This is a genomic window from Achromobacter sp. JCM 18799 (assembly GCF_055395645.1).
On sequence record NZ_AP043866.1, the window covers coordinates 3,849,878 to 3,875,075 of the forward strand.

The window sequence follows — 25,198 nt, forward strand, 5'->3', positions numbered from 1 at the left end:
CCCGGCCGTGGCTAGAGCATGCTTTCCCGGATATCCCGCGCCAGCTTGCGGCACTGGCCGGGTTCGATCGCCGAGATGGTGATGCGCAGGCCCCTGACCGGATCCTGGACCCCGAAGGCATCGCCGTGGCGCACCAGCCAGCCGCGATGGGCCAGAGCCAGCGCAACCGCCTGGTCGTCGGTATCCAGCGGCACCCACAGGTTCAAGCCGTCGCCGTCCGCGGCGCACGGCACGCCTTGCTCCAGCAAGGCGCTTTCCAGGGCCTTGCGCCGCTGCGCGTAATCCTTACGGGCCTGGGTCATCTGCTTGGCCACCTCGGGCCGACCCAGCGTGACCTCGACCATGTCCTGCAGCAGATGGCTGACCCAGCTGGTGCCGGAAGCCAGCCGCAGGCGCAACTGGCGCGACGTCGCGGCGTCGCTGGCCACCATGGCCAAGCGCACGTCGGGACCCAGCGTCTTGGAGAATGAGCGCACCAGCGCCCACCGCTGCGTTCCCGCAGGCAACACCGAGTGGTATTCCTTGCCCGACAGCAAAGCGTAGTGGTCGTCCACGATGACCATGGCATGCGGATACTTGGCCAGTACCCGCGCCAGCGCCTTCGCCCGTTTTTCGCTCAGGCTGCAGCCCGTGGGGTTATGGGCCCGCGGCGTCAGGATCACGGCCTGCGCGCCCTTGGCCAGAGCCACCTCCAGCGCTGCCGCCTGCATGCCTTCGGCGTCGACCTGCACGCCCAGCGCCTGCAGGCCGGCGATGCGCAGCATGTTGATGCTGCTCAGGAAGCAGGGATTCTCGACCGCCACCTTATCCCCAGCCACCAAGTGCGAGCTGAGCAGCCGTTCAATGGCGTCCACCGCGCCGTGGGTCAGGTTGATCTCGAAAGGCGCCGGGCAGTCTCTCGCGAACCAGGCGCGGGCATAGCTTTCCAGCCCCGCGTTGACTGTGGGTTCGCCATAGAGACGCGGCTGATAGGGCCGGATGGCGAGGGCGGCGCTCAGGTCCGGCAGCCAGGCCGGATTGGGATTGCCGCTGGCCAGGTCGGCCAACGGCGAGTCCGACAGCGCGCCCTCCTGTTCGCCCGGGCCAGACTGGTCGCGAATGATGGTGCCCAGGCGGCCTTGGGTCAGCGCGATGCCCGCCGTCACCAACCGCTTGTAGGCCGCGGCAACCGTATTACGGTTGATATCCAGTTCGACCGCCAGATCGCGCACCGGCGGCAATGCCTGGCCCGGCGGCAGCTGGCCCGATTGAGCCAGCCCGCGCACGCAATCGAAGATCTCAGCGGCGGTCTTTCCTTGTATTTTCATAGCGTCCTAAGACAATTCCGTTCCTGGCACGGACAGCGGCCGGGCCGCGTCAAGTCAATGGGGCCGACTCCTGGCCGGGCCAACTCCTGGCCGGGCCGACTCCCCGCGTAAGTTTGACACGGATTCCCGGTCCGCATAAAGCGTGCCTACCGCACGCAATCCACGTAATAGCGCAGGTTTCCGTCCGCGTCGCGCAGCTCCACGAAGCCATGGATGTCCGTGCCGAACCCGGGACACTCCCGGTTCAGCTCGCGCGAGAACTTCAGGTAATCGACGATGGTCCGGTTGAATGCCTCGCCCGGGACCAGCAAAGGTATGCCCGGGGGATAGGGTGTGATCAGGCTGGTGGTGATGCGGCCTTCCAGATGGTCGATCTCCACCCTCTCGGTGCGCCGCTGGGCGATGCAGGCATAGGCATCGCAGGGCTTCATCGCGGGAGTGACGTCGGTCAGGTACATGTCCGTGGTCAGCCGGGCGATGTCATGCCTGGCATAGGTCGCATGAACATGCTGGCACAGATCGCGCAAGCCCATGTTCTCGTAGCGGGGATACTTGCTGCAGAACTCCGGCAGGATCCGCCACATGGGCTGGTTGCGCCCGTAGTCGTCCTTGAATTGCTGCAACGCCGTCAGTAGCGAACTCCAGCGGCCCTTGGTGATCCCTATCGTGAACATGATGAAGAAGCTGTACAGCCCGGTCTTCTCCACGATCACGCCATGCTCGGCCAGGAACTTGGTGACGATGGAGGCAGGAATGCCGCTGTCCGCGAAGTTGCCATCCAAGTCCAGCCCGGGCGTCACGATGGTGGACTTGATCGGATCCAGCATGTTGAAACCATCCGCCAGCGCGCCGAATCCGTGCCAGGACGAATCGCCATCGCCGCCGCGGATGATCCAGTCCTCGGGCGAGCCTATGCCCTCCGGCGCCAGCGTCTCCGGCCCCCAGACCTTGAACCACCAGTCGCCGTCGGCGAAATGCGTGCCGACCTCCTGCATCGCACGCCGGAAGTCCAAGGCCTCGGCGATGCTCTCCTCCACCAGCACCGTTCCGCCGGGCGGCTCCATCATGGCCGCCGCCACGTCGCAGCTGGCAATGATGGCGTACTGGGGACTGGTGCTGGTATGCATCAGATAGGCTTCGTTGAAAAGATGCCGGTCCAGCTGCCGCGTCAGGGAGTCCTGCGCCAGCACGTGGCTGGCCTGGCTGATCCCGGCCAGCAGCTTGTGCGTGGATTGCGTGGAGAAAACCAGTGATTCCCTGGGCCGCGCGCGCTGCTTGCCCATGCAGTGGTAGGCGCCATAGAACGGATGGAACACCGCATGCGGCATCCAGGCTTCGTCAAAGTGCAAGGCGTCCACGTAGCCATCCAGCGCCGCCTTGATCTCCTCGGTCTGGTAGATGATGCCGTCGTAGGTCGACTGCGTCAGCGCCATCACCCGCGGGCGGACCTCATCGGCGTCCAGGTGCTTGAGCAGCGGATGGGCGCGGATCTTCTCGCGGATCGCCTGGACGTCGAACTCGCTGCGCGGAATCGGACCGATGATGCCGAAATGGTTGCGCGTGGGACGCAGGAAGACGGGAATCGCCCCCGTCATGACGATGCTGTGCAGGATGGACTTGTGGCAGTTGCGGTCCACCAGCACCACGTCGCCCGGCGCCACCATGTGGTGCCACACGATCTTGTTGCTGGTGCTGGTCCCGTTCGTCACGAAATAGCAGTGGTCCGCATTGAAGATGCGCGCGGCATTGCGCTCGCTCGCGCCGATGGCGCCATTGTGGTCCAGCAGCTGCCCCAGCTCCTCCACCGCATTGCAGACGTCCGCGCGCAACATGTTCTCGCCGAAGAACTGATGGAACATCTGGCCCACCGGACTTTTCAGGAACGCCACGCCGCCCGAATGGCCCGGGCAGTGCCAGGAATAGGAACCGTCCTCGGCGTAGTCCAGCAACGCCTTCAGGAACGGCGGCTTGACGCCTTCCAGATAGGCCCGGGCCTCGCGGATCAAATGTCGCGCCACGAATTCCGGCGTGTCCTCGTACATATGGATCACGCCCTGCAGTTCGCGCAGGATGTCGTTCGGAATGTGCCGCGCGGTCTTGGTTTCGCCGTACACGTAGATCGGCACGTCGGCATTGCGCCGCCGCACTTCGCTGATGAACTCCCGCAACGCCAGCAGCGCAGGCGCAACCCCCTCTCCATGGGCGAGTTCCTCGTCGTCGATGGACAGGATGAAGGCGCTGGCGCGGCTCTGCTGCTGCGCGAACAGGCTGAGATCGCCGTAACTGGTCGTTCCCAGCACATCGAAGCCCTCGGCCTTGATGGCCTCGGCCAATACCCGGATGCTCAGGCCGGACGTGTTTTCCGAGCGGAAGTCCTCGTCGATGATGACGATGGGAAACTGGAACTGCATTGCTGTCCTCTGTCTATGGGTTGCCGCTTGCGCTTTAGTATGTACTCGAACATAATTATATCTGTCCTAGGACAAAACAAACGGCGCGGTGGCAGAGTGGCTATGCAGCAGGATTGCAAATCCGCAGAGGTTGGTTCGATTCCAGCCCGCGCCTCCAGTTTTCCTGGCCGCGGGCGCGGCGCGCTAGACCGCGTGATCGCGCAGATGCTCGCGCAACGCGTCAGCGAATGAAAGCGCGATAACCGAAGACGGCCAATGTTCGGGCCATACCAGGCTGAGGTCGAACGAGGCGCCCGGCTCCAGCGGCCGCAGTTGATCCAGTCCGCCCGGAATGCGCGCGGCGGTCAACCGGTCTACCAGCGCGATGCCCACGCCGCGCATCACCAGCTCCATCGCCACCGAGGTCCAGAACACCTGCACGCGCCGCCGCGCGTAGACCTTCTGCTGCTCCAGCAGCGCTTCCAGCCAGAAGCGGGTGTGGTCCAGGTTGTCGTAGATGATGAGATCGCGGCCTGCCAGTTGTTCCACGCGGATGGTGTCGAACTTTTCCAGAGGGTCGCCGGGAGGAATGGCGCAATATAGCTGCAGGCTCACCAGCGGCTCGGCCACGACGCCCGGATGCTGCCCCCCGTAGAAGCACACGCCCATATCCACCTGGCGCGCCGCCACCCATTCGACGATGCGCGCCGAACTGCGCGTCTGCAAAGCCACGGAGATATTCGGCCGGTCCGCCATGAAACTGGCGAGCACGTCCGGCATGACGGTCAAGGACAGCAAGGGCAAGGACGCGACGGTCAGGTGGCCCTGCTTTTCGCTGCCCAGGTCCTTGATGAAGCTATCCAGCTGCGAAAGACCGGAAAAAAGCCGGTCGACCTGGCCGTAAAGCGCCCGGCCTTCGGGCGTGGGCAGCAGACGCCCGCCCTTGCGCACGAACAGCGCCACGCCCACGCGGCGCTCCAGCTGGGCGATGTACTTGCTGGCCGCGGGCTGTGAAATCAGCAGCACCTGCGCCGCCCGCGACACCGAGCCTTCGCGCATCACCGCCCTGAAGATCTCTATCTCTCGCACGTTCATGCGCAGACTATAACTATTTAGCTATAGACATGGCAATTATTGGTATTAGGCAGTTATGTAGATTGTTCCTAGGATGAACGCTCGACTTTCATCCAGGACCCATCGTGTCGGAAAACTACGCACCCATGGAATTGCCGTTCGGCCCGGAAACCTATGCCGCGAACCTCTCGCTGCTGGCACGGGACATCCAGGCCCAGGGCCTGTCGGCGGCCATCCTGTTCGACCCTGAGAACATCTACTGGCTGACCGGCTACCGCTCCATCGGCTACTTCACCTTCCAGTGCCTGGTGGTCTCGGCCGACGGCGGCATTGCCATGGTCTCGCGCCAGGTCAACCACGCCGTGGCGACCGGCAACCGCAACATCGCGCGCTTTGTCGCCATCGATGACATCAGCGATCCGGTCGAGGTGCTGGCAAGCTATCTGAAGGACATCCTGCCCAGCGGCCGCGTCGGCCTGGAAACGGCCTCGGGCTACCTCAGCGTGGCCGCCTACAAGCAGCTGCAAGCCCGTCTGGGGGCACGCCTGGCCGACTGGCAAGGTCCGATGGAAGAGGCGCGCAAGATCAAGACCCCGGCGCAGCTGGGCTTCATGCGCCAGGCCGCGGACGCGGCGGTCGCCGGCATCGACGCGGCGGTGCGCGCGATCGCGGTCGGCGCCACCGAAAACGACCTCGCCGCCGCCATGCTGCACGGCGCCACCAAGGCCGGCAGCGAATACACCCGCGTGCCGCTGGTGGCCGTGGGCCGCGCCAGCGGCGTCTGCTTCACCACCTGGCAGCGCCGCGAGATCAAGCAGGGCGACCTGGTGTTCCTGGAGGCCGCCGCCAACATCAACCGCTATCACGCCATGATCTCGCGCAATTGCGTGGTGGGCCGCGCCACCGAGCGGCAGCGCTTCCTGGCCGGCACCGTCATCGCCGCGCTGGACGCCGCCATCGACGCCATCCGACCCGGCGTCACCTCCGCCCAGGTGGACCAGGCCTGCCGCGCGGTCTTCGAACGGGCCGGGCTGGGACAGTACTTCGATCACCGCACCGCCTACGGCATCGGCATCGGCTTTCCTCCCAACTGGGCCGAAGGCCGCTTCCTGGCGCTGCGTCCGGGCGACCCCACGGTGCTTGAGCCCGGCATGACCTTTCACCTGGTGCCGTCGCTATTCATGCCCGAAGGCGGCTTCATGGCCAGCGAAAGCGTGGCCGTCTCCGAGGACGGCTGCGAGGTGCTCACCCGCTATCCGCGAGAGCTGATCGAAATCGACGCCTGACAACAAGACCGGCGCGCCAACAACATACAAGGGGAATTGCCGTGTTGAAGAACTGGATGTATCCAACCACCGCGGTCATGGGAGTGCTGCTTCTGTGGCATTTCGCGATACCGCTGTTCGGCCTGCCGGCCTACCTGCTGCCGCCGCCGCTGAGCGTGCTCGAACGGTTGTGGACGGACTGGGCATTCCTGGGCCATCACTCCTGGGTCACGTCCGTCGAAACCCTGGGCGGCTTTCTGCTGAGCATCGCCGTCGGCATACCGCTGGGCATCCTGCTGGTGTGGTCGCGCCCGCTGGAGCGCGCCATTATGCCGCTGCTGGTGGTGTCGCAGGCGTTTCCGAAGGTGGCGGTCGCGCCGCTGATCATCATCTGGTTCGGCCTGGGCCTGTTTCCCAAGATCCTGATCGCATTCTCGGTGGCCTTCTTCCCCATCGTGGTCAGCACGGTGGCGGGCATGCGTTCAGTGGACGCGGACCTCAACGACCTGGCCCGCTCGATGCGGGCGGGCGCCCTGCGGACCTTTCTGCGGATCCGGCTGCCCTATGCGCTGCCGCAGATCTTCTCCGGCCTGAAGGTCGCCATTGCCTTCGCCACGGTCGGCGCGGTGGTGGGGGAATGGGTAGGCGCCGAAAGCGGCCTGGGCTACGTGCTGCTGTCCGCCAATGCCAACCTCGACACCACGTTGCTGTTCGCCGTGCTGGTCGCGCTCATGCTCATCGGCCTGGTCTTCTACTACCTGGTCGAGTTTTCCGAACGCTTCCTCATTCCCTGGCACATCAGCGTGCGCAGCGACGCCCTGCCCTCTGTCTGACCCCGCCCTCCGGAGACACCACCATGAAATTCACCACCCGACTTGGCTGGACCCTGGCTTGCCTGCTGGCCGCAGGCGCGGCCAGCGCCCAGGAAAAACTGAGCCTGCGCCTGGACTACAGCATCTACGGCACGCACGCACCACTCTACTACGGCATAGAAAAAGGCCTCTACAAGGCCGAAGGCATAGACCTGAGCATCGGCGAAGGCAGCGGCTCCAGCAACACCGCGAAGCTGGTGGCGCAGGGCATCGATCCCATCGGCTTCATGGACTACGGCACCATGCTCAAGGGCGTCGCCGCGGGCATGCCGCTAAAGGCCATCTTCGCCGTGCACCAGCGCTCGCCCATGGTCATCATCAGCCACGCGGACGCCCCGGTGCGCGCGCCCAAGGACCTGGAAGGCAAGGTGCTGGGCATGAGCGCATCCGAGTCGACGGCGCAGATGTTCCCGGTGCTGGCCGCCCTGAACGGCGTGGACCAGAAGAAGATCAATGTCATCGCCCCCGCCGTGGGCACCAAGACCGCCTTGTTCCTGCAACGCCGCGCGGACGCCATCACCGGCGTGACCTACTTCCATATCCCTCCGCTGGAAGCGCAGGGCGCAAAGGTGCATTACTTCTTCTACGCCGACTTTGGCGTCAACGCGCTGGAAGGCGGGCTGGCAGCCAATACCAAATGGCTGGAGGCCAATCCCGACACCGCGCGGCGCTTCCTGCGCGCCACGCGCAAGGCCTACGAGGCCGCCCAGGCCGATCCGGCCGCCTCGGTCGACGCCCTGGTACGCCAACGGCCGGAACAGGCGCGCAACCGCGATCAGCTGGTGCGCCAGCTGCAGCTCTCACTGCAGGCCGCAGGCACGCCCAACACCAAAGGACTGCCGTTCGGCGTCTCCGCGGAAAAGGACTGGCAGGCCATGGTCGATCAGTTCGTGCAATCGAACCAGATCGCCAGCCCGGTGCCGACCAGCACGCTCTACACCAACGACTACAACAGGGAATAGACATGGCACAGCACGCAGCCCTGGCGCTCGCTCCCGCAGCGGGCGCGCCCGATACCGCGATCGACATCCGCGGCATGGTCCAGCGCTTCGGTTCCTATGTCGCGGTCGACGGCATCGACCTTGCCATACCCGAAGGCCAGTTCCTCTCCGTGCTCGGCCCGTCCGGCTGCGGCAAGAGCACCTTGATGCGAGCGGTCGCCGGCCTGACGCCGCCCACTGCCGGCGAGATCCGCGTGCTAGGCGAGCGCGTGACCGAGCCGGGCACCAACGTGGGGATCGTGTTCCAGCGTGCGGCGCTCCTGCCGTGGCGCGACGTCGTCGGGAACATCTCGCTGCAGCTGGAGATGCGCAAACTTCCGGCCGCGCGCCATGAGACCCGGCTGCGCGAACTGATCAAGCTGAGCGGACTGGAGGGCTTTGAAAAATGCCTGCCGCACCAGTTGTCCGGCGGCATGCAGCAACGCGTGGCGCTGTGCCGCGCGCTCATCCACGACCCCGACATCCTGCTGATGGACGAGCCCTTCGGCGCCCTGGACGCGATGACGCGCGAAGCCATGAACCTGGAGCTGCAGCGGGTATGGCTGGAAAGCAAGAAGACCGTCATGTTCATTACCCACAGCATCTCCGAAGCGGTGTTCCTGTCCGACCGCGTGGTGGTGATGAGCAAGCGGCCGGGCCGCGTGGCGCTGACCGTCGACATCGATCTGCCGCGCCCGCGCAACTACGCCATGGTCGGACACCCCAACTTCGTCAAGGCGGCCACCGTCATACGCGAGTGCTTCGACGCCGCGGGGATGACGGAATGAATCCCGTGCGCTACGACGCCGGCCCCTACCCCCGCGCGCGTCTCGCCTTTCTGTGCGTGGCCAACGCCGGCCTGACCGAGGGCGAGATGCACGCCATGGCGCCCGAGGGCGTGGGCCTGAGCTTTGCCCGCGTGCCCATGGCAACGGCCTGCACCGTGCAAAGCCTGGCCGGCATGGAAGACGGACTGCTTGAGGCCCTGGACGGCCTGGCGCCGGGACGCCGCGATATCGACGTGGTCTGCTACAACTGCACCGCGGGCAGCTTCGTGATCGGCAACGACAAAGTGCGCGCGCTGCTCGCGCAGGCCCGCCCCGGCGCGGCCGTGGCCACGCTGCTGGACGGCGTCACGCAGGCGCTGGCCGCGGTCGGCGCGCGCCGCCTGGCGGTTGCCACCGCCTATGACGATGCCGTCAACCAACTGGAGCGCGCTTACTTCGAAAGCATCGGCCACGAAGTCGTCTCGCTACAGGGGCTGGCCCTGCCCGATGACGAGACCATGAACCGGGTTTCGCCTGACTATCTGTACGAATTCGCCTGCGCCGTGGATCGCCCCGATGCCGACGCCGTCTTCATCAGCTGCGGCGCGCTGCGCTCCACCGCCGTCATCGAGCGTCTGGAGGACAGGCTGGGCAAGCCCGTGATCGGCAGCAATCAGGCCAGCATGTGGCATTGCCTGCGGCTGGCGGGGATCCACGACCGGATGGACGGCTACGGCCGGCTGTTCCGGCAGCATTGAAAGCGGGACCTGTCATGGATGAAATCGATACCCGACTGATCGGCATCCTGCGGCGCGACGCGCGCACGCCGCTTTCCGTTTTGGCCAGCAAGGCCGGCGTGTCGCGCGGCACGGTCTCCAACCGTCTGCGCAAGCTGGAGGCGGACGGGGTCATCGCCGGCTACACGCTCAAGCTGCGTCCCGACTCCGATCAAGGCGGCCTGCGCGCCTGGATGGGCATTACCGTCGACGGCAACCAGACGCGCGCCGTGCTGGCCAGCCTGCTGGGCGAGCCGAGCGTAGAGCAGCTGCACGACACCAACGGCCGCTGGGACCTGCTGGCCGAAATACGCGCAGATTCCACCGCCGATCTGTCCAAGGTGCTGGAGCGCGTGCGCCTGATCAAGGGCATCGCGGCCACCGAAACCAGCATCCTGCTCGCGACGTACCGCTGAAGCCTGCGCGCTAGGCCGGCACCGGCTCGCCCCGCAGCCTGATCTGCGCGACAGTTCTTTCCCCGCGCTGCTCCAGCACGAACTGATGCCTGTCCGGATACCTCAGCGTCAGCCGCCGGCACAGGTTTCCCAGCCCGCCTCCGCCGCTGGCCAGATCGAAGGGCGCGTGCAGCCGGCCGGGGTTGTCCACTTCAATGAGCAGTTCATCGCCCTGCAGACGCGTGCGTATGCAGATCGGAAAATGCGCGTGTTCCGAACGCATGCCGTGCTTGATCGCGTTTTCCACCAGTCCCTGCAGCGTCATGCGCGGAACACTGATCCGTAGCGTGGCCGGATCGATCTGGCTGCGCAGTTCAAGCCGCTGGTCAAAGCGCAGCGCCTGTATGCGCACATAGGCTTCGGCGGCCTCGATCTCCTCCTCCAGTATGGACAGGCCGCGCCCGCGCCGGTCCAGCGAATAGCGCAGGTACTCGGCCAGGCTGCGGGTCATTTCCTCCGCGATGGCGGGACGTTCGGCGATCTCGGCCACGATGGTATTGAGCGAGTTGAACAGGAAGTGCGGCTCGATCTGCAGCTGCAGATGTTCGAGCTCCAACCTCAAGGAGCGCGTCTCGGCCTTCATCTTGGACAGGCGCTCGCTGCGCGCGTTCAGCTCGGCCGACACGCCGAAATAGATCAGCGTCCAGATGGAGAGCATGCCCATGTAGTAGAGAAAGCCCAGCCGGTACTGGTTGCCCGGCAACACTCGGATCGCGCCGGGCAAAAACAGGCTATGGATGCCGTAGGCGATCGAGGCCAGCAAGGCCGAGGCGGTCAGGCAGAACAACACCGCGCAAACCAGCACCAGCAAGGGCGGATCACCCTTTCCCGCACGGCGGCCATGCAGCACGGCCGCCCCGCTGGTCAGGACGAAGGCCAGCGGCTCCAGCGCCACGGTAAGCCAGAAGGCCGCGGTGGCATTGCCGAACACGGCCAGCCGGATGAAGAAACCCACGATCGCAAGAAAGAGCCAACCCAGCGTCTGCGCCCGCCAGAAGCCAAGCGAGGACTCCCCTGGGCTCAAGCCCTGGCCGATCGATGCGAACTTCATGGATGCGCTCCCCGGACGGGCAAAGGGTTCTCTGGAAACTGCATAGGCCTTATATTTACCCGCGTGCCAGACCGGACGACTATACCCGCCACACCATGGCGCCAGGGAGGAAAATGCTGCGTGTGCTTGTCATCGACGATGAAGCCCCGGCGCGGCGCTACCTGCGCCGGCTGCTGGAAGCCTCGGCCGACGTCCATGTCGCGGGCGAAGCCGAAAGCCTGGAACAGGCGCGAGCGCTGATCCGCGAGCATCGTCCTGATGCCCTGTTCCTGGACATCGAGCTGACTGCCGCCACCGGCTTCGATCTGCTGGACCAGCTGGACGCTCCGCCCGCCGTCGTCTTCGTCACCGCGCACAGCGACTACGCCGCCCGCGCCTTCGACGTCCAGGCCGTCGACTACCTGCTCAAGCCCGTGCGGCCGGGCCGGCTCGAACAGGCGTTGGCGCGGCTGCGCCCGCGCGCTGGCGGCCACCTGACGCTGCGGACGCGCAACGGCACCAAGCTCATCAAGATCCATGAACTGACCATGGCGCAGGCGCAAGGCGACTACGTGATGCTTTGCAGCGCCGCGCACGCCAACGAGCTGATGCACATCACCTTCAAGCGCCTGGCGGCCCAACTGCCCAGTCCGCCCTTCTGCGCCTTGTCTCGCTCGGTGATCATGAATTTGGAACATGTCTCCCATCTTTCGCAGCTTCCCGGCGCGCAGACCGAGGTCGCGTTCAACAACGGCGTTGCCCCCGTCGTGCTGGGACGGGTCGCGTCGCAGCGCCTGCGGCGCGCGGTGGCGCAGCGCTGAGTAAAGACAGCAACGGCCCATCCCGCAACCCCTCCTGTGCAACCACAGCGGCGCGGGTCGAAATGGATCGATTCTCGTCAGCTGCGCAAGAGAGATCACGCCATTTTCGACGAAACGTGAAATTGCCTCGACCAAATCGCGCCATAGGCGCAAGCCGCAACCCCTGCGCGCGAGCGGTCCGTTTCACTGGTCAGGTGAACCGTTGATCTCCGCCAGCCGCTTGTACAGATAGGACCGCGATATGCCCAGCGCTTCCGCGGCCTTTTTCTTGTTGCCGTGAAAGCGCTGCAGATAATCCACGATGAGATCTGCCTCCATGCGGTCCTTGACCTCCTTCATGGAGCCGTCGCGCGGTGCCGCAGTGGCCACGCGCACGGTATCCAGGTGATAGGCGCCGCGCGCCTCGCCCGCCAACTCGAAATCCGCCACCCGGATCGCATCGCCGTCGCAGAAAATGGCGGCGCGTTCGATGGCGTGCTGCAACTGGCGCACATTTCCCGGCCAGGGCAGAGACTGCAGAAAACGCAAGGCGGCGGGCTCGATCTCCTTGACGGGCAGGCCGTGGCGATCCGCGAACTGCTTCAGGAACGTTTCGGCCAGTACCGGAATATCCTCCAGGCGCTCGCGCAAGGAGGGCAGGCGCAAGGTAACGGCGCTGATGCGGTAAAACAGGTCCAGGCGGAAGGCGCCGCTATCCAGCATCTGATGGAAGTCGCGGTTGCTGGCCGAGATGAGACGGAAGTTCGAGCGGTGCAGAGATTCGCCTCCAACACGCTGGAATGTGCCGTCCTGCAAGGTCCGCAACAACTTCACCTGCACTTCCAGCGGCATGTCGCCGATCTCGTCCAGGAACAGCGACCCGCCATCGGCCTGTTCGAACTTTCCAGGCCTGCCCTTGCGGTCCGCGCCCGTGAACGCGCCGCTCTCGTAGCCGAAGAGTTCGCTTTCAACCAGGGAGACAGGCAGCGCTGCCGCGTTGATGACCACCATCGGATCGCTGGCACGCCGACCCAGCATATGGATGGCATGCGCCACCACGTCCTTGCCCACGCCGCTCTCGCCCAACAGCAGCACGGGCACATCCAAGGGCGCGATCTTGACGATCTGTTCCTTCAGCCGCGCCACCGGTTCGCTGTCGCCGATGATCGCATCCAGCCCGCGATTCGGCCGATCCATGCTGGATAGTTCACGCCTGTAGAAGTTCACCTCCTTGCGCAGTCGGGAAATCTCGGCGCTCATCTTCTGCAGCGCGTCCGGGCTCTTGAACATGACCTGGCCGATGGCGCCGACCACGCGACGCTGGCGATCGAAGATAGGCGTGCGGCTCACGACGCGCGTGGTGCCGTGCATCTCCTGGGTCTGGCCGATCTCGGCCTTGCCGCTGCGCAGCACGGTGTCGAGCCGCGTGTTCTCGATGACCTCGCGCGCCGGACGGCCCACGCCTTCGCCGCGCGACAACTTGAAGAACTTTTCGTGCACCGGACTCATGTAGCGCAGGGTGCCCTGGGCATCGACCACATTGATCGCGCCGTACGGATTAGTGATGAGATGCCGCAGGATATCGCCAGCGAAGTCGACGCTGGCCACGAACTTGAACAGCGGGTCCGCTTCGTCGTGGCGACTGACCAGGAAGCACGCCGCGTCAGGCGTGGCCACGTGCAGCAGACTGAGTGGCTCGTCCAGGTGCTCGAGCGCGAAGCAGGCCGGAATGGGCCTCAAGGCGCGAGCCGCCCAGCGCTTGGACAGGTCACGCAGCAGCCGGGAGTCGGAACCGATCCCCGAGGCAAAGCGCACCTCGCCGCTGGCGTCCAGCACCACGACGCCGCGCATCTCGTTTTCCATGACGCCTGTGTCTCCGAGTGATTTCGTGTTCTTGGGAAAGTGTTTGCGCCGAGGACACCCGCCGCTTTCGGACGTATCCGTAGGCGTGGCCAGCCTAGCAGCGCTCCCTTTTTTATAAGATGGCACGAAACTTGCTTAATGTCATCCACGTGACTTCCACCATGGATGACTGATGACACCGCAAGAACACCTGCCCTACGCGGACCCGGAAAAAGGCGGCCTGAAACTGCTGGCGCCGTTGCGCGTCCTGGATCTGACGACCTCGATTGCCGGTCCGTACGCGACGCAATTGCTCGCCGACCTGGGCGCGACCGTGCTCAAAGTGGAAAAGCCCGGCGCCGGAGACGACACGCGCGCCTGGGGCCCGCCCTTTTTGCAGGACGTCTCGCTCTGGTACCTCAGCGTCAACCGCAACAAGCACAGCCTCACGCTGGACGTGTCTCAGCCGGCAGGGCGCGAAGTCCTCGATGGCTTGCTGGCGCAAAGCGATGTGCTGGTGCTGAACATGGTGCCGCGCGTGCAGCGCAAGCTGGGACTGGACTATGACAGCCTGAAAGCCGCCTATCCCGCGCTGATCCATGCTTCGCTCACCGGCTTCGGCCTGACGGGTCCGCGCAGCGACTTTCCCTGCTACGACCTGATCGCCGAAGGCTATGCGGGGATCATGGACCTGACGGGCGAACTGGAGTCCGCGCCGCAGAAAGTCGGCACGCCGGCCGCCGACCTGCTGGCCGGGCAGGACCTGGCGCTGGCGGTGTTGGCAGCCTACATCGCGCGCGGCCAGCATGGCCGCGGCACGCAGATCGACATCTCGATGCAGTCGAGCATGACGCGCTTCGTCTCCCCACGGCTGCTGCCCTATCTGGGGTCCGGCGAGCTGCCCAGGCGCTCGGGCGGCAAGGATTCGGTCATCGCCATCTACCAGGTCTTCGATACGGCCGATGACCCCCTGTCGCTGGGACTAGGCAACGACAGAATCTGGCAGCGCTTCTGGCAGGCCGTGGGAGACCCGGCCTTTGGCGCGCGCACGGAGTTTGCCAGCAATGCGCACCGCAGGACGCACCGGGAGGCGATCGTGATGCGCATCGCCGAGCTGTTGCGCACACAGCCGCGCGCGCACTGGCTGGCGCTGTTCGCCGAGCACAGCATTCCCGCCGGCCCCATCAACCGGCTGGACCAGGTGGCGCAAGACCCGGACCTGCTGGACAAGGGCCTGATCTATCGCGCCCGCGCCTCCAATGGCGCCATTCCTCAGGTGGGGCTGGGCATAGGCTTTGACGGCTCCCAGCACGTCCACCGCAAGTCCCCGCCCGCCCTGGGCGAAGACACCGACGACGTCCTGCGCGGCTGGCTGGGATATGCCGGTCCGCGCATCGACGCGCTGCGCGAGCGCGGCGTGATTTGACCCATTCCATTCTCGATAACCCCACAGATCAAGGACAGCACCATGGAGTTCCAGGAAATCCTGTACGAGGAGCAAGGCCCCGTCGGCATTCTGACGCTGAACCGTCCCGACGACGGCAACATGTTCACCGAAACGATGTGCCATGAGATCCGCGACTGCATCAACGCGGTCCGGCGCGAAACGCGCACCCGCGTGCTCATCATCACCGGGGCCGGCGACCGTTTCTTTTGCCTGGGCGGACGCAAGGACGGCATGCAGGACAGCCAGCTCTACGCAGGCGTGTTGCCGACGCTGGATATGTACGAAAGCATCGACCGCCTGCAGAAGCCCGTGATCGCCTCGGTCAACGGCTACGCCGTGGGCGGCGGCAATGTGCTGCAGATGGTTTGCGACATCACCATCGCCTCGGACAAAGCCATGTTCCGTCAGGTAGGCCCCATGGTCGGCAGCTTCGACGCCGGTTATGGCACCTGGTATCTGGAAGACCTGGTCGGCAAGAAGCGAGCCAAGGACATCTGGTACAGCAACCCCAAGATCTCGCCGCAGGAAGCCGTGGAAATGGGCCTGATCAACCGGGTCGTGCCGACTGCGGAGTTGCGCCAGGCCACGATGGAGCATGCCCTGAAGATCGCCGACCGCGGCGCCTTCGCGCTGGCTTCGATCAAGGGCGCCTTCAATGCGCGCCATGGCGGCGTGGGCGGCCTCTCGCGCATGGCGCACGACCTGCTGCTCCGCGGCTACCTCGACACCTCGGAACATGACGAACTGGCGGCGTCGTTCGCGGAAAAACGCGCGCCGGACGCCGGCAAGTTCGGCCATTGAGACGCCTTGCCGCAACGAGACGCCCAATATGAACACCCTACTCACGCTGCAGACCCCGCACGCTGCCCGCCAGTACTACCTGTCCGGCATCTGGCAGCAGGACACCCTGTACACGCTGGCCCGCCACCACGCGCGCGAGCGACCCGACGCCTATGCCCTGCGCGACCCTTACCGGCGCCTGACCTGGAGCCAGCTGCTCCAGCACGTCGACAGCGTGGCCGAGAGCCTGAACCGGGCCGGACTGCGGCAGGGCGACCGCGTGGCGGCGTGGCTGCCCAGCCGCGCCGAGACCGTCATCCTGTTCCTGGCCTGCTCCCGCGGCGGCTATGTCTATTGCCCATCGCTGCACCAGAACTACACCGTGGCCGAAGTGGTCGAGCTGGCACGGCGCATGTACTGCCGCGCCCTGTTCGCCGCCGTCGGCTATGGCGCCGATGCCGACAAGAAGGACATCTTCGCGCTGGCGGACGAGATACCCAGCCTCAAACGCTTCTACGCCCTGCCTCGGCCGGACATGCCGCTGCCCCCGGGCGCCCATCCCTTCCCTGACGCCGCCGACCTGCCGCCCGTGCGGACTCCGCCGGTGCTCAACCCGGACAAGATTACCTACCTGGCCTTCACCTCCGGTACTACCGGCGCCCCCAAGGGTGTGATGCACAGCGATAACACGCTGCTGGCCAATGGCCGGGCGCTGGTGCGCGACTGGCACCACACCCACGACACCGTCGCCCTCAGCCTCAGCCCCATGAGCCATCACATCGGCACCGTGGCGCTGGAGCAGATGCTGGTGGCCGGCATGGAGCTGGCGTTGCACGATCCGGCCGCTGGCCTGGCGCCGCTGGACTGGCTGCAAGCCTGCAAGGCGACTTACGTCATGGGCGTGCCCACGCATGCCATGGATCTGCTTTCGGAGATGAAGCGCCGCGGGCTGGACAGGCTGGGCGAGGTGCAGGCCTTCTATATGGCCGGTTCGCCCATCCCCCAGGAACTGGCGGAGAAATTCCTGCACATCGGTATCAAGCCGCAGAACGTCTACGGCATGACCGAGAACGGCTCGCATCAGTACACACTGCCGAACGCCCCCACCGGCGTCATCGTGGGAACCTGCGGACAAGCCTGCAAGGGCTACGAGATCCGCATCTGGAAACAGGAGAATCCCGACGCCGAAGCCGAGCCGGGAGAAATCGGAGAGATCGGCGGACGCGGCGGCCTCCTGATGCTGGGCTACTACAGCAACCAGGAAGCCACCGAAGCCTCGTTCAACGCCTCCGGCTGGTTCATGAGCGGCGATCTTGGCGTGCAGGACACCGAGGGCAACGTGCGTATCGTCGGGCGCAAGAAGGACCTGATCATCCGGGGCGGACACAACATCCACCCCGCGCGCATCGAGGATCTCACCCATCGCCACCCGCAGGTGCTGCGGGCAGCCGCCTTCGCCGTTTCGGACCCAAGACTGGGAGAGATGGTGTGCCTGGCCATCGTCCCTCAGCCCGGCAGCGCGCCGCAGGCCGACGAAATCCTCCATCACCTCAACGAGGTCGGCCTGTCGAAGTACGACATGCCCGAGTACTACATCCTGCTGGACAGTTTTCCCATGACCGCCAGCGGCAAGATCCTCAAGCGCGCGCTGATGGACTGGGTCAAGGACGAAAAGATCGCGCCCATCCCCGTGCGCTGGCAAGGCGCCGCCACGAACACCAAGTGAGACACGCATGATTCAGGAATCAACCCTGCCAGGTGGCATCGCCGTGCTGACCCTGGACCGGCAGAAGGCGTTGAACGCGCTCAGCTTCGAACAACTGCGGAACCTGGACCTGGCTATCGAACGCGTGTCGGCCTCAGCCGCGCGCGGACTGGTCATCACGGGCGCCGGCGCCAAGGCCTTCTGCGCCGGGGCGGACATACCGGAGCTGGTGGGACGCACGCTGCGCGACGAGCATGAAGGCGCCCGCCTGGGCCAAGAAGTGTTCCAACGCATCAGCCAGCTGCGCATCCCTTCGGTTGCCGTGATCCACGGCTATGCCTTTGGCGGCGGCCTGGAGCTGGCGCTGGCCTGCACATTCCGGGTCGCCACGCCCGCAGCCCGCATGGGTCTGCCCGAGGTCAAGCTGGGCCTCATTCCCGGCTACGGCGGGACCCAACGCCTGCCCCGGTTGGTGGGCGAAGGGCGCGCGCTCGAACTCATCCTGTCCGGCCGCACGGTGACAGCCGATGAAGCCGAGCGCATCGGCCTGGTGAACCAGATTGCGGAGGAAGGCGAGCCCGCCGCCGTCGGCGCGGCCTATCTCGCGCCAATGCTCCAGCACGGCCTGCACGCGCTGGACTTCGCCCGCCAGGCGGTTCAGCGCGGTATGCAGACCTCGCTGGAACTCGGGCTACGCATCGAGTGCGACCTTTCCACCCTGGCGTATCGCAGCGCCGACGCTGCCGAAGGCATGCAGGCCTTTCTCGAAAAACGCCCCCCCTGCTTCAAGGATGCATGACCATGCCTGAATCCACCATTGTCGTCACCGGCGCCAGCCGCGGCATCGGCGCCGAAATCGCCCTCTCCCTCGCGCGGGCCGGCTTTCAGGTCGCCTGCCTGTCTCGGTCGGGCCAGGCGCCAGAACTGGCGGACGTGCCCGACGCACAGCGCGCCCGCTGGCATGCCGTGGCCTGCGACGTCGGCGACGCCGCGCAAATCCAGCGCGCATTCGCTGAAGTCTCCGAACGCGCTGGAGGTCGCATCTCCGGCTTGGTGAATAACGCCGGCCAGCACACCGACGGCGCGGCCGCCACGCTGGCGCCCGAGGCGTTTGAATCCCTGATGCGCAGCAACGCCACATCCGTGCTCATGGCCAGCCAGGCCGTCTATCCCCTTCTTCAGGCCAACGGCGGCGGCGTCATCGTCAACATGGGCTCGTTCTACGACAAGCTGGGCGTCAAGAAGAACCTGTCCTACTGCGCCTCCAAGGCGGCGGTGGGCGCTATCACGCGCTGCCTGGCCGTGGAATGGGCGGCCGACGACATCCAGGTCGTCAACCTCGCGCCGGGCTACGTCATGACCAGCCTGAACCGCGAATACATGACCAGCGGACCGCTGGCCCAACATCTGCAGAAACGCATTCCGCGCCGCAGCCCAGCCGAAGCCGCGGAAGTCGCCGATGTGGTGACCATGCTGTTCTCCCTGCGCTCGCGCTTTCTGACCGGCGAGACCATTTATCTGGACGGCGGCCAGAGCCTGATGGTCTGAGCCCCGCCCAAGCAGCTAGGAGCAATCAATGAACGTACTGCAACGCCTGGACGCCTCCATGCCCTGGAGTCCCGAAGAAGCCATGCTTCTCGACTCGGTGCGGGAGCTGGCGCGCGAGCGCATCGCGCCCAGGGCCGCCGAACTGGACCGCAGCGGCGCCTTCCCCCACGACAACGTGGCCGACATCAACGCCTTGGGGTTGAACGCCATGTTCATTCCCGAAGCCTATGGCGGCTCGACCCTGTCCTATTCCTGCTATCTGGCCTGCGTGCGCGAAATCTCCGCGGCCTGCGCCTCCACCGGCATCGTCTGGGCCACCAATTTCCATGCCATCAAGCCATTGATCGAATTCGGCAACGAGGAGCAGAAGCAACGCCTCCTGCCGCGCATCGCCGAAGGCGGGCTGGCCTCGCTGGTCATCACCGAACCCTCGGCCGGTTCCGACGCCACGGGTATGCGCACCCGCTTCGAGGCACGGGGCGACGAGATCGTCATCAACGGCCAGAAGACCTTCATCACCAACGGCGATGTGGCCGACGTATACCTGCTTTTCGGCAAGTGGGCCGGCATCGACGATGCCAAGCAGGCGATCAGCGCGGTCATCGTCGAAAAGGGCGCGCCAGGCCTGACGGTTGTCGGCACCGAGGACAAGATGGGCACCCGCGCCTCCAGCACTGCCACGCTGTCTTTCGAGAACTGCCGAATCCCTCGCGCCAACCTGCTTTGCGAGCCGGGCGACGGCCTGCGCATCCTGCTGACCTCGCTGAACCGCTCGCGGCCCAGCGTGGCCGCGCATGCGCTGGGAATCGCGCGCGCCGCCTTCGAGGACGCGATCGCCTACATCAACGAGCGGCGCCAGTTCAAGCGCCGCGTGCTGGAGTTCCAGGGCATCCAGTTCCTGGTCGCCGATCTGGCAGCCGAGCTGGCGACCTGCGAGGCCTGGCTCTGGCGCGTCGCAGACATGGTCGACAGCCGCGCCGACGACATAGGCATGGAGGCCTCGATCCTGAAGCTCAAGGCCACCGACCTGGCGATGCGCATGAGCACCGAAGCCGTGCAGCTGCTGGGCGGCTACGGCTACTGCAAGGACTATCGCGCCGAACGCCTGATGCGCGACGCCAAGATCACCCAGATCTGGGAAGGCACCAACCAGATTCACCGCCAACTCATCGGCCGCAGCTTTCTGACCAAGGAGTAGTCCATGAACACCATCAAGACCGTAGGCGTCGTCGGATGCGGCACCATGGGAACGGGCATCGCGATCGTCGTGGCCCGTGCCGGCTACAAGCTGCGCGCCTACGACACCCGTGTCGAGCTGGCCGAAGACGGCCGCCGGCAGGCGGCCGCCTTTCTGCGCAAGTCGGTGGAACGCGGCAAGCTGGCGGCCGGCGAGGACGAAGCCATATTGGCCAACTGGCATGCCAGTGACGATATTGAGTCGCTGGCCGACTGCGACATCATCATCGAGGCGGTGTTCGAGGATATCCAGGTCAAACACGAACTGTTCCGCAAGCTGGACCAGATCTGCGCGCCCCACACGCTGTTCGCCTCCAATACCTCCACCCTGTCGATCACCGAGATCGCCGGCGGCAGCGGCCGCGACACCCAGGTCGTGGGCATGCATTTCTGCCTGCCCGCGCAACTGATGAAACTGGTGGAAGTCTCTCCTGGCCTGAATACCTCGCGCCAGGCTCTGGAGCAGGCTTGGGCATTCTGCGAGGCGCTGGGCCAGCAGCCCGTCCTCACGCGAGACACGCCGGGATTCATCCTCAACTACTTCCTGGTGCCCTGGCACAACGACGTCATCAACATGGTGGACCAAGGGGTCGCGGAACCGGCCGACATAGACCTGGCGATCAAGACGGCCCTGGGCTATCCGCTGGGACCACTGACCTTGCTAGACATGGTCGGCATGGACACCCAGAAGCTCTTGTGCGAGGCGCTGCACGGCAGCACCAATGAGCCGCGCGCGGCCTGCCCCCCCTTGGTCAAACGCATGATTGGCGCCGGACGCCTGGGCCGCAAGAGCGGCGCCGGCTTCCATCGCTACGACAACGACAAGATCTTCGGAGCATGACAACCATGGCCTACCGCATCATCGACACCGGGGAAAGCGCGTCCTTCCCCCAAGCCCACGACTTCCTTGCGCAAGCCCACGCCAGCGGCGAGGGACGGGTCTACCTAGGCGCCCAGGCCGGCCAGCGCTACCGGCAGGAACAGGCGGAAAGCCAGCAGGCGCCCTTCGTCGCCATCGAGCTGGACCTGGAATGCCTGGGCGTGCATACGGGCGACGACGACGACGGCCGCGCCCGCAACGTGGTCGGGTTCGCACGGTTCCGCCTGGGCGACGAAGCGCCGACCCGGCTCATCGAACTAGTGCACAAACCCTACACGAGCCCGGAGGCTCTACAGGCGGCACGAGCAGCCTTCGACGCGGCCGGCCTGGAGGTCGCCGTCTGCAACGACTTTCCGGGCCGCATCCTGAACCGCCTGGTGCGGCCCTACTACAACGCCGCGCTGCGGCGCCTGGACGAGGGCCTGGCCAGCGCCGATGACATGGACACCACCCTGCGCCTGGGCCTGGGGTATCCAGAAGGCCCCATCGCCCTGCTCGGCCGCACCGGCCTGCACCACCACTACCGGGTAAGCCAGGCCTTGTACGAAATGCTGGGCCACGAAGCCTACGTTCCCGCGCGGCGGGCGCGCGTCGCGTGGCAGCGCCACCTCCAGGAGAGCGGCAATGCAGGCGCTTAGCGACATCACGGTGCTGGACTTCAGCACCCTGTTGCCCGGCCCCCTGTGCACGCTGCTGCTGGCCGAGGCCGGCGCGCGCGTCATCAAGATCGAGCGGCCGGCCGGCGGCGACGAGATGCGCGGCTATCTGCCCCGTTTTGGCGAGGACAGCGTCAACTTCACCTTGCTCAACTGCGGCAAGGCCTCGGTGGCGATAGACCTGAAGAATGAAGACGAGCGCGCGCGCCTGCGCCAGCTCATCGAAGAGGCCGACGTGCTGATCGAACAGTTCCGTCCCGGCGTAATGCAACGCCTGGGCCTGGACTACGAAAGCGTGGCGCGCATCAACCCGCGCCTGGTGTATTGCTCCATCACCGGCTATGGACAAGAAGGAGCCAGGGCCGGCATGGCCGGCCACGACCTGAACTACCAGGCGCTGACCGGCATGCTGTCGCTGACGGGGGATGCTCAAGGACAGCCCCTGGTGCCGCCCACGCTCACCGCGGACCTTGCCGGCGGCGCCTACCCCGCCTTCATGAACATCCTGCTGGCCCTGCGCCAGCGCGACCGCGACGGCAAGGGACGCCACCTTGATGTAGCCATGGCGGACAACCTTTTCACGCTCATGTATTGGGGGCTGGGCAATGGCTGGAGCCAGGGGCTGTGGCCTCGGCCCGGGAGCGACAAGGTCACGGGCGGCAGCTGCCGCTACCAAGTGTACGAGACCGCGGACGGACGCCACCTGGCGGTGGCGCCGCTGGAGGACAAGTTCTGGCGCGCCTTCGTCGAGGTCATCGGCCTGCCGGAGCTGGCCGATGCAGCCGACGACGACGCCAGCGTGCGCCAGCGCGTCGCGGCCGTCCTGATCCAGCGCAGTGCCGAGGCATGGATGCAGGCATTCGGCGACGGCGACACCTGCGTCAGTCTGGTCGCCAGCCTGCGCGAGGCCACCGAAGACCCGCACTTCATTGCTCGCGGCCTGTTCTCGCGCGAAGTCGCCAACGGCGGGGGCCGGACCATGCCTGCCTTGCCGGTTCCCATCGATCCCGGCTTGCGCGCCCCGGCGTCCCGATCCCAGGCTCCAGGCCTGGGAGAACACACGGTGCGCATCCTGGCTGCGCGGGAGGCGGAAAAATGAAAGCGCTGTTGGTCAGAAACTTCGCACCCGCCAGCGACCACCTTGTCGAAACCGTCGCCGACCCCGTGCCTGGCGCTGATGAGGTATTGATCCAGGTCGCCGCGGCCGGCGTGAATTATCCGGACACGCTGGTGGTCTCGGGCAAGTACCAGATCCTGCCGGCCTTGCCGTTCGTGCCGGGCAAGGACGCCAGCGGCACCGTGCTGCGCACCGGACCGGGCGTGACCGGCTTCAAGCCCGGCGATCGCGTGGTGGCGCACATGGAACATGGCGCCTACGCCAGCCAGGCCGTCGCCCGCGCCGCCCACTGCCACCTGCTGCCCGACGGCGTCAGCCACGAAGACGCAGCCGCGATGGGGCTGGTATTCCAGACAGCCTATCTGGCGCTGCTGGAGCGCGGCGGTTTCAGGGCCGGCGAAACCGTGCTGGTCAACGGCGCGGCCGGCGGCGTCGGCGGCGCGGCGGTGCAGTTGGTCAAGGCCCTGGGCGGTATCGCCCTGGCTGGCGTCAACACGCCGCAACAGGCGCAGGCGGCCCGCGAGATGGGCGCCGACCACGTGATCGATCTGTCGGCGGAAAACCTGCGCGACAGCCTGCGCGATCAGGTCTGGGCGGCAACCGCTGGCCGTGGCGCGGACATCGTGCTTGATCCCCTGGGCGATGAAGTCTTCGCGGCTTCGCTGCGCGCCCTGGCCTGGTGCGGCAGGCTGGTGGTGATCGGCTTTGCGGCGGGCCAGATACCGACGCTGAAGGCGAACTATCTGCTGCTCAAGAACATCAGCGTCATCGGCCTGCAATGGAGCGACTACCGCGACCGCCAGCCCGAGAAGATCGCGCGAGCGCAGGCACGGCTGCTGCGCATGCGCGAACAAGGATTGATCCGTCCCAGGCTGGCCGCCAGCCTGCCGCTGGAAGAGGTGGCCATCGCCCTGCAGGCTCTGGAGCAAGGCCGCGCCACCGGCAAGTACGTCGTCCATATGGAATCCCCCGTGCATCGCCCAACCTGAGAAGACAGGACATATCCCATGAAACAGACAACCGTAGTCATGGCCGCGCTGCTAGGCGGTTCGCTGTACGCACTCCCTGGCCACGCACAGGGCGTCGCTCCGTTCCGCCTGGGCGCCATCGTCGACATGACCGGCGTGTATTCGGCGCATGGCGGCCCCGGCATGGTCACGGCAGTCAAGATGGCGGCCGAGGACTTCGGCGGCAAGGTGCTGGACCGTCCCATCGAAGTCCTGGCCGCGGACTATCAGAACAAGGTCGACATCGCAGCCACGCGCGCGCGCCAGTGGTACGACCGCGACGGCGTCAGCGCCATCATCGAATCCACCGATTCCGCATCGGCCCTGGCCCTGCAAACCCTGGGCAAGGAAAAGAAGCGCATCACGCTGTTCGCCGGCTCGGCCTCGTCCAACCTGACCAACGCGGCGTGCTCGCCCTATGGCGTGCACTATGTCTACGACACCTACGTCCTGGCCAACGGCACCGGCCGCGCCGTGACCCGCGCCGGTGGCGACAGCTGGTTCTTCATCACGGCGGACTATGCCTTCGGCCATTCGCTGGAGCGCGACACCAGCAATGTCATCAAGGCGAACGGCGGCAAGATCCTGGGCAATGTGCGCGCGCCGCTGTCCAGCCCCGATTTCGCGTCCTATCTGCTGCAGGCCCAGGCCAGCAAGGCCAAAGTGATAGGCCTGGCCAATGCCGGCACGGACACCCAGAACGCGGTGCGCCAGGCTTCGGAATTCGGCATCACACAAAGCGGCCAGAAACTGGCCACCCTGCTGGTCTTCCTGCATGACATCAAAGGTTTGGGCCTGCAGGCCGCGCAAGGCTTGCAGTTCACCACCGGCTTCTACTGGGACCGCAACGCGGAAACCCGAGCCTGGTCGCAGCGCTATTTCGAACGCCAGAAATCCATGCCGTCCATGGTGCAGGCCGGCGCCTACTCGGCCACCCTGCATTACCTGCAGGCCGTGCAGGCCGCCGGCACCGACGACGCCGATGCCGTGGCGGCCAAGATGAAGGAGATGCCGATCAATGACTTCTACGCCAGGAACGGCCGCATCCGCGCCGATGGCCGGATGGTCTACGACATGTACCTGGCGCAGGTGAAGACGCCGGCGGAATCCAGGGGCGAGTGGGACCTGCTGAAGATCCTGGACACCATTCCAGGGGACGAGGCCTACCGCCCCTTATCGCAAAGCGAGTGCCCGCTGGTCAAGCCAGCGGGCTGAACGAGCAGCGGGCGGCGGCCATCCGGCCCACCGCCCGCTGCTCGCGCGC

The 25,198-nt window shown here is 65.8% G+C and carries 23 protein-coding genes and 1 tRNA gene; 19 read left to right on the forward strand and 5 right to left on the reverse strand.

What is annotated here, in order from left to right; genetic code table 11:
- Positions 1 to 11: 11 nt before the first annotated feature.
- Both ptsJ and ACZ5YA_RS18080 read right to left on the reverse strand, forming a co-directional pair.
- On the reverse strand, positions 12 to 1,307 hold the full coding sequence (gene ptsJ, locus ACZ5YA_RS18075; RefSeq protein WP_419341269.1) for a MocR-like B6 salvage transcription factor PtsJ: 1,296 nt from the start codon (positions 1,305 to 1,307) through the stop codon (positions 12 to 14).
- Between the two features lie 146 nt (positions 1,308 to 1,453).
- Entirely contained in the window at positions 1,454 to 3,718 is a 2,265-nt protein-coding gene (locus ACZ5YA_RS18080; RefSeq protein WP_464091021.1) for an Orn/Lys/Arg family decarboxylase, read from the reverse strand.
- An 82-nt stretch (positions 3,719 to 3,800) separates the two neighbouring features.
- Here ACZ5YA_RS18080 and ACZ5YA_RS18085 point away from each other — a divergent pair.
- A tRNA-Cys gene (locus ACZ5YA_RS18085) sits at positions 3,801 to 3,875 on the forward strand.
- 26 nt (positions 3,876 to 3,901) lie between these two features.
- On the opposite strand, the gene ACZ5YA_RS18090 is transcribed toward ACZ5YA_RS18085, so the two are convergent.
- A complete protein-coding gene (locus ACZ5YA_RS18090) occupies positions 3,902 to 4,792 on the reverse strand; it encodes a LysR family transcriptional regulator (protein WP_118931531.1) in 891 nt (296 codons plus the stop codon).
- A gap of 104 nt (positions 4,793 to 4,896) precedes the next feature.
- Between ACZ5YA_RS18090 and ACZ5YA_RS18095 the strand changes: the two genes are divergently transcribed.
- Genes ACZ5YA_RS18095 through ACZ5YA_RS18120 form a run of 6 tightly spaced genes read left to right on the forward strand, consistent with a single transcriptional unit; the run spans position 4,897 to position 9,847 of the window.
- Positions 4,897 to 6,057: a M24 family metallopeptidase gene (locus ACZ5YA_RS18095; protein ID WP_306635306.1), complete on the forward strand. Its 1,161-nt coding sequence runs from the start codon at positions 4,897 to 4,899 to the stop codon at positions 6,055 to 6,057.
- Positions 6,058 to 6,113: 56 nt separating this feature from the next.
- The gene (locus tag ACZ5YA_RS18100) at positions 6,114 to 6,869 is read left to right on the forward strand and encodes an ABC transporter permease (protein ID WP_059373866.1); all 756 of its coding nucleotides are present in this window, start codon (positions 6,114 to 6,116) and stop codon (positions 6,867 to 6,869) included.
- A 23-nt stretch (positions 6,870 to 6,892) separates the two neighbouring features.
- Positions 6,893 to 7,870, forward strand: coding sequence for an ABC transporter substrate-binding protein (locus tag ACZ5YA_RS18105; protein WP_059373867.1), 978 nt, complete (start codon positions 6,893 to 6,895; stop codon positions 7,868 to 7,870).
- Positions 7,871 to 7,872: 2 nt separating this feature from the next.
- Positions 7,873 to 8,676: an ABC transporter ATP-binding protein gene (locus ACZ5YA_RS18110; RefSeq protein ID WP_464091022.1), complete on the forward strand. Its 804-nt coding sequence runs from the start codon at positions 7,873 to 7,875 to the stop codon at positions 8,674 to 8,676.
- Entirely contained in the window at positions 8,673 to 9,413 is a 741-nt protein-coding gene (locus tag ACZ5YA_RS18115; RefSeq protein ID WP_251878964.1) for a maleate cis-trans isomerase family protein, read from the forward strand. Before ACZ5YA_RS18110 ends, ACZ5YA_RS18115 begins: the two co-directional genes overlap by 4 nt.
- Before the next feature lie 14 nt (positions 9,414 to 9,427).
- Positions 9,428 to 9,847, forward strand: a complete 420-nt coding sequence (locus ACZ5YA_RS18120; protein ID WP_280015617.1) for an Lrp/AsnC family transcriptional regulator — start codon at positions 9,428 to 9,430, stop codon at positions 9,845 to 9,847.
- Between the two features lie 10 nt (positions 9,848 to 9,857).
- Here the strand turns inward: ACZ5YA_RS18120 and ACZ5YA_RS18125 are convergent, their stop codons facing one another.
- A complete protein-coding gene (locus ACZ5YA_RS18125; protein ID WP_059373871.1) occupies positions 9,858 to 10,937 on the reverse strand; it encodes a sensor histidine kinase in 1,080 nt (359 codons plus the stop codon).
- A gap of 113 nt (positions 10,938 to 11,050) precedes the next feature.
- On the opposite strand from ACZ5YA_RS18125, the gene ACZ5YA_RS18130 reads away from it, so the two are divergent.
- Positions 11,051 to 11,737, forward strand: a complete 687-nt coding sequence (locus ACZ5YA_RS18130; RefSeq protein ID WP_118931525.1) for a LytR/AlgR family response regulator transcription factor — start codon at positions 11,051 to 11,053, stop codon at positions 11,735 to 11,737.
- Positions 11,738 to 11,920: 183 nt separating this feature from the next.
- On the opposite strand, the gene ACZ5YA_RS18135 is transcribed toward ACZ5YA_RS18130, so the two are convergent.
- Entirely contained in the window at positions 11,921 to 13,579 is a 1,659-nt protein-coding gene (locus ACZ5YA_RS18135) for a sigma-54 interaction domain-containing protein (protein ID WP_306635297.1), read from the reverse strand.
- 172 nt (positions 13,580 to 13,751) lie between these two features.
- On the opposite strand from ACZ5YA_RS18135, the gene ACZ5YA_RS18140 reads away from it, so the two are divergent.
- From ACZ5YA_RS18140 to ACZ5YA_RS18190, 11 genes are read left to right on the forward strand one after another with little or no spacing between them, the layout of a single operon-like run.
- A complete protein-coding gene (locus ACZ5YA_RS18140; RefSeq protein WP_464091023.1) occupies positions 13,752 to 14,984 on the forward strand; it encodes a CaiB/BaiF CoA transferase family protein in 1,233 nt (410 codons plus the stop codon).
- Between the two features lie 42 nt (positions 14,985 to 15,026).
- Positions 15,027 to 15,806, forward strand: coding sequence for an enoyl-CoA hydratase-related protein (locus ACZ5YA_RS18145; RefSeq protein ID WP_464091024.1), 780 nt, complete (start codon positions 15,027 to 15,029; stop codon positions 15,804 to 15,806).
- Between the two features lie 28 nt (positions 15,807 to 15,834).
- Positions 15,835 to 17,511: a class I adenylate-forming enzyme family protein gene (locus ACZ5YA_RS18150; RefSeq protein WP_464091025.1), complete on the forward strand. Its 1,677-nt coding sequence runs from the start codon at positions 15,835 to 15,837 to the stop codon at positions 17,509 to 17,511.
- A gap of 7 nt (positions 17,512 to 17,518) precedes the next feature.
- Complete coding sequence (locus ACZ5YA_RS18155) at positions 17,519 to 18,289, forward strand: enoyl-CoA hydratase/isomerase family protein (protein WP_464091026.1); 771 nt, start codon at positions 17,519 to 17,521, stop codon at positions 18,287 to 18,289.
- Positions 18,290 to 18,291: 2 nt separating this feature from the next.
- Positions 18,292 to 19,038 carry an SDR family NAD(P)-dependent oxidoreductase gene (locus tag ACZ5YA_RS18160; RefSeq protein WP_464091027.1) on the forward strand — a complete coding sequence of 249 codons (747 nt, stop codon included), beginning with the start codon at positions 18,292 to 18,294 and terminating at the stop codon, positions 19,036 to 19,038.
- A gap of 28 nt (positions 19,039 to 19,066) precedes the next feature.
- Positions 19,067 to 20,236 carry an acyl-CoA dehydrogenase family protein gene (locus tag ACZ5YA_RS18165; protein ID WP_464091028.1) on the forward strand — a complete coding sequence of 390 codons (1,170 nt, stop codon included), beginning with the start codon at positions 19,067 to 19,069 and terminating at the stop codon, positions 20,234 to 20,236.
- 3 nt (positions 20,237 to 20,239) lie between these two features.
- Positions 20,240 to 21,115 (forward strand): 3-hydroxyacyl-CoA dehydrogenase family protein, encoded by an 876-nt coding sequence (locus ACZ5YA_RS18170; protein ID WP_464091029.1) that lies wholly within the window; start codon positions 20,240 to 20,242, stop codon positions 21,113 to 21,115.
- Positions 21,112 to 21,792: a 3-hydroxyacyl-CoA dehydrogenase family protein gene (locus tag ACZ5YA_RS18175; protein WP_464091030.1), complete on the forward strand. Its 681-nt coding sequence runs from the start codon at positions 21,112 to 21,114 to the stop codon at positions 21,790 to 21,792. Before ACZ5YA_RS18170 ends, ACZ5YA_RS18175 begins: the two co-directional genes overlap by 4 nt.
- Positions 21,779 to 22,909, forward strand: a complete 1,131-nt coding sequence (locus ACZ5YA_RS18180; protein WP_306635280.1) for a CaiB/BaiF CoA transferase family protein — start codon at positions 21,779 to 21,781, stop codon at positions 22,907 to 22,909. Before ACZ5YA_RS18175 ends, ACZ5YA_RS18180 begins: the two co-directional genes overlap by 14 nt.
- Positions 22,906 to 23,916 carry an NADPH:quinone oxidoreductase family protein gene (locus ACZ5YA_RS18185; RefSeq protein ID WP_464091031.1) on the forward strand — a complete coding sequence of 337 codons (1,011 nt, stop codon included), beginning with the start codon at positions 22,906 to 22,908 and terminating at the stop codon, positions 23,914 to 23,916. The genes ACZ5YA_RS18180 and ACZ5YA_RS18185 overlap by 4 nt, the downstream gene beginning before the upstream one ends.
- 18 nt (positions 23,917 to 23,934) lie before the next feature.
- Positions 23,935 to 25,149, forward strand: coding sequence for an ABC transporter substrate-binding protein (locus tag ACZ5YA_RS18190; RefSeq protein ID WP_464091032.1), 1,215 nt, complete (start codon positions 23,935 to 23,937; stop codon positions 25,147 to 25,149).
- Positions 25,150 to 25,198: the final 49 nt, after the last annotated feature.

Excerpts from the sequence above, each read along its gene's own strand:
- ptsJ (WP_419341269.1), bottom strand. The coding sequence starts at position 1,307 with ATGAAAATACAAGGAAAGACCGCCGCTGAGATCTTCGATTGCGTGCGC.
- ACZ5YA_RS18080 (WP_464091021.1), bottom strand. The coding sequence starts at position 3,718 with ATGCAGTTCCAGTTTCCCATCGTCATCATCGACGAGGACTTCCGCTCG.
- ACZ5YA_RS18090 (WP_118931531.1), bottom strand. The coding sequence starts at position 4,792 with ATGAACGTGCGAGAGATAGAGATCTTCAGGGCGGTGATGCGCGAAGGC.
- ACZ5YA_RS18100 (WP_059373866.1), top strand. The coding sequence starts at position 6,114 with ATGTATCCAACCACCGCGGTCATGGGAGTGCTGCTTCTGTGGCATTTC.
- ACZ5YA_RS18105 (WP_059373867.1), top strand. The coding sequence starts at position 6,893 with ATGAAATTCACCACCCGACTTGGCTGGACCCTGGCTTGCCTGCTGGCC.
- ACZ5YA_RS18110 (WP_464091022.1), top strand. The coding sequence starts at position 7,873 with ATGGCACAGCACGCAGCCCTGGCGCTCGCTCCCGCAGCGGGCGCGCCC.
- ACZ5YA_RS18115 (WP_251878964.1), top strand. The coding sequence starts at position 8,673 with ATGAATCCCGTGCGCTACGACGCCGGCCCCTACCCCCGCGCGCGTCTC.
- ACZ5YA_RS18120 (WP_280015617.1), top strand. The coding sequence starts at position 9,428 with ATGGATGAAATCGATACCCGACTGATCGGCATCCTGCGGCGCGACGCG.
- ACZ5YA_RS18125 (WP_059373871.1), bottom strand. The coding sequence starts at position 10,937 with ATGAAGTTCGCATCGATCGGCCAGGGCTTGAGCCCAGGGGAGTCCTCG.
- ACZ5YA_RS18130 (WP_118931525.1), top strand. The coding sequence starts at position 11,051 with ATGCTGCGTGTGCTTGTCATCGACGATGAAGCCCCGGCGCGGCGCTAC.
- ACZ5YA_RS18135 (WP_306635297.1), bottom strand. The coding sequence starts at position 13,579 with ATGGAAAACGAGATGCGCGGCGTCGTGGTGCTGGACGCCAGCGGCGAG.
- ACZ5YA_RS18140 (WP_464091023.1), top strand. The coding sequence starts at position 13,752 with ATGACACCGCAAGAACACCTGCCCTACGCGGACCCGGAAAAAGGCGGC.
- ACZ5YA_RS18145 (WP_464091024.1), top strand. The coding sequence starts at position 15,027 with ATGGAGTTCCAGGAAATCCTGTACGAGGAGCAAGGCCCCGTCGGCATT.
- ACZ5YA_RS18150 (WP_464091025.1), top strand. The coding sequence starts at position 15,835 with ATGAACACCCTACTCACGCTGCAGACCCCGCACGCTGCCCGCCAGTAC.
- ACZ5YA_RS18155 (WP_464091026.1), top strand. The coding sequence starts at position 17,519 with ATGATTCAGGAATCAACCCTGCCAGGTGGCATCGCCGTGCTGACCCTG.
- ACZ5YA_RS18160 (WP_464091027.1), top strand. The coding sequence starts at position 18,292 with ATGCCTGAATCCACCATTGTCGTCACCGGCGCCAGCCGCGGCATCGGC.
- ACZ5YA_RS18165 (WP_464091028.1), top strand. The coding sequence starts at position 19,067 with ATGAACGTACTGCAACGCCTGGACGCCTCCATGCCCTGGAGTCCCGAA.
- ACZ5YA_RS18170 (WP_464091029.1), top strand. The coding sequence starts at position 20,240 with ATGAACACCATCAAGACCGTAGGCGTCGTCGGATGCGGCACCATGGGA.
- ACZ5YA_RS18175 (WP_464091030.1), top strand. The coding sequence starts at position 21,112 with ATGACAACCATGGCCTACCGCATCATCGACACCGGGGAAAGCGCGTCC.
- ACZ5YA_RS18180 (WP_306635280.1), top strand. The coding sequence starts at position 21,779 with ATGCAGGCGCTTAGCGACATCACGGTGCTGGACTTCAGCACCCTGTTG.
- ACZ5YA_RS18185 (WP_464091031.1), top strand. The coding sequence starts at position 22,906 with ATGAAAGCGCTGTTGGTCAGAAACTTCGCACCCGCCAGCGACCACCTT.
- ACZ5YA_RS18190 (WP_464091032.1), top strand. The coding sequence starts at position 23,935 with ATGAAACAGACAACCGTAGTCATGGCCGCGCTGCTAGGCGGTTCGCTG.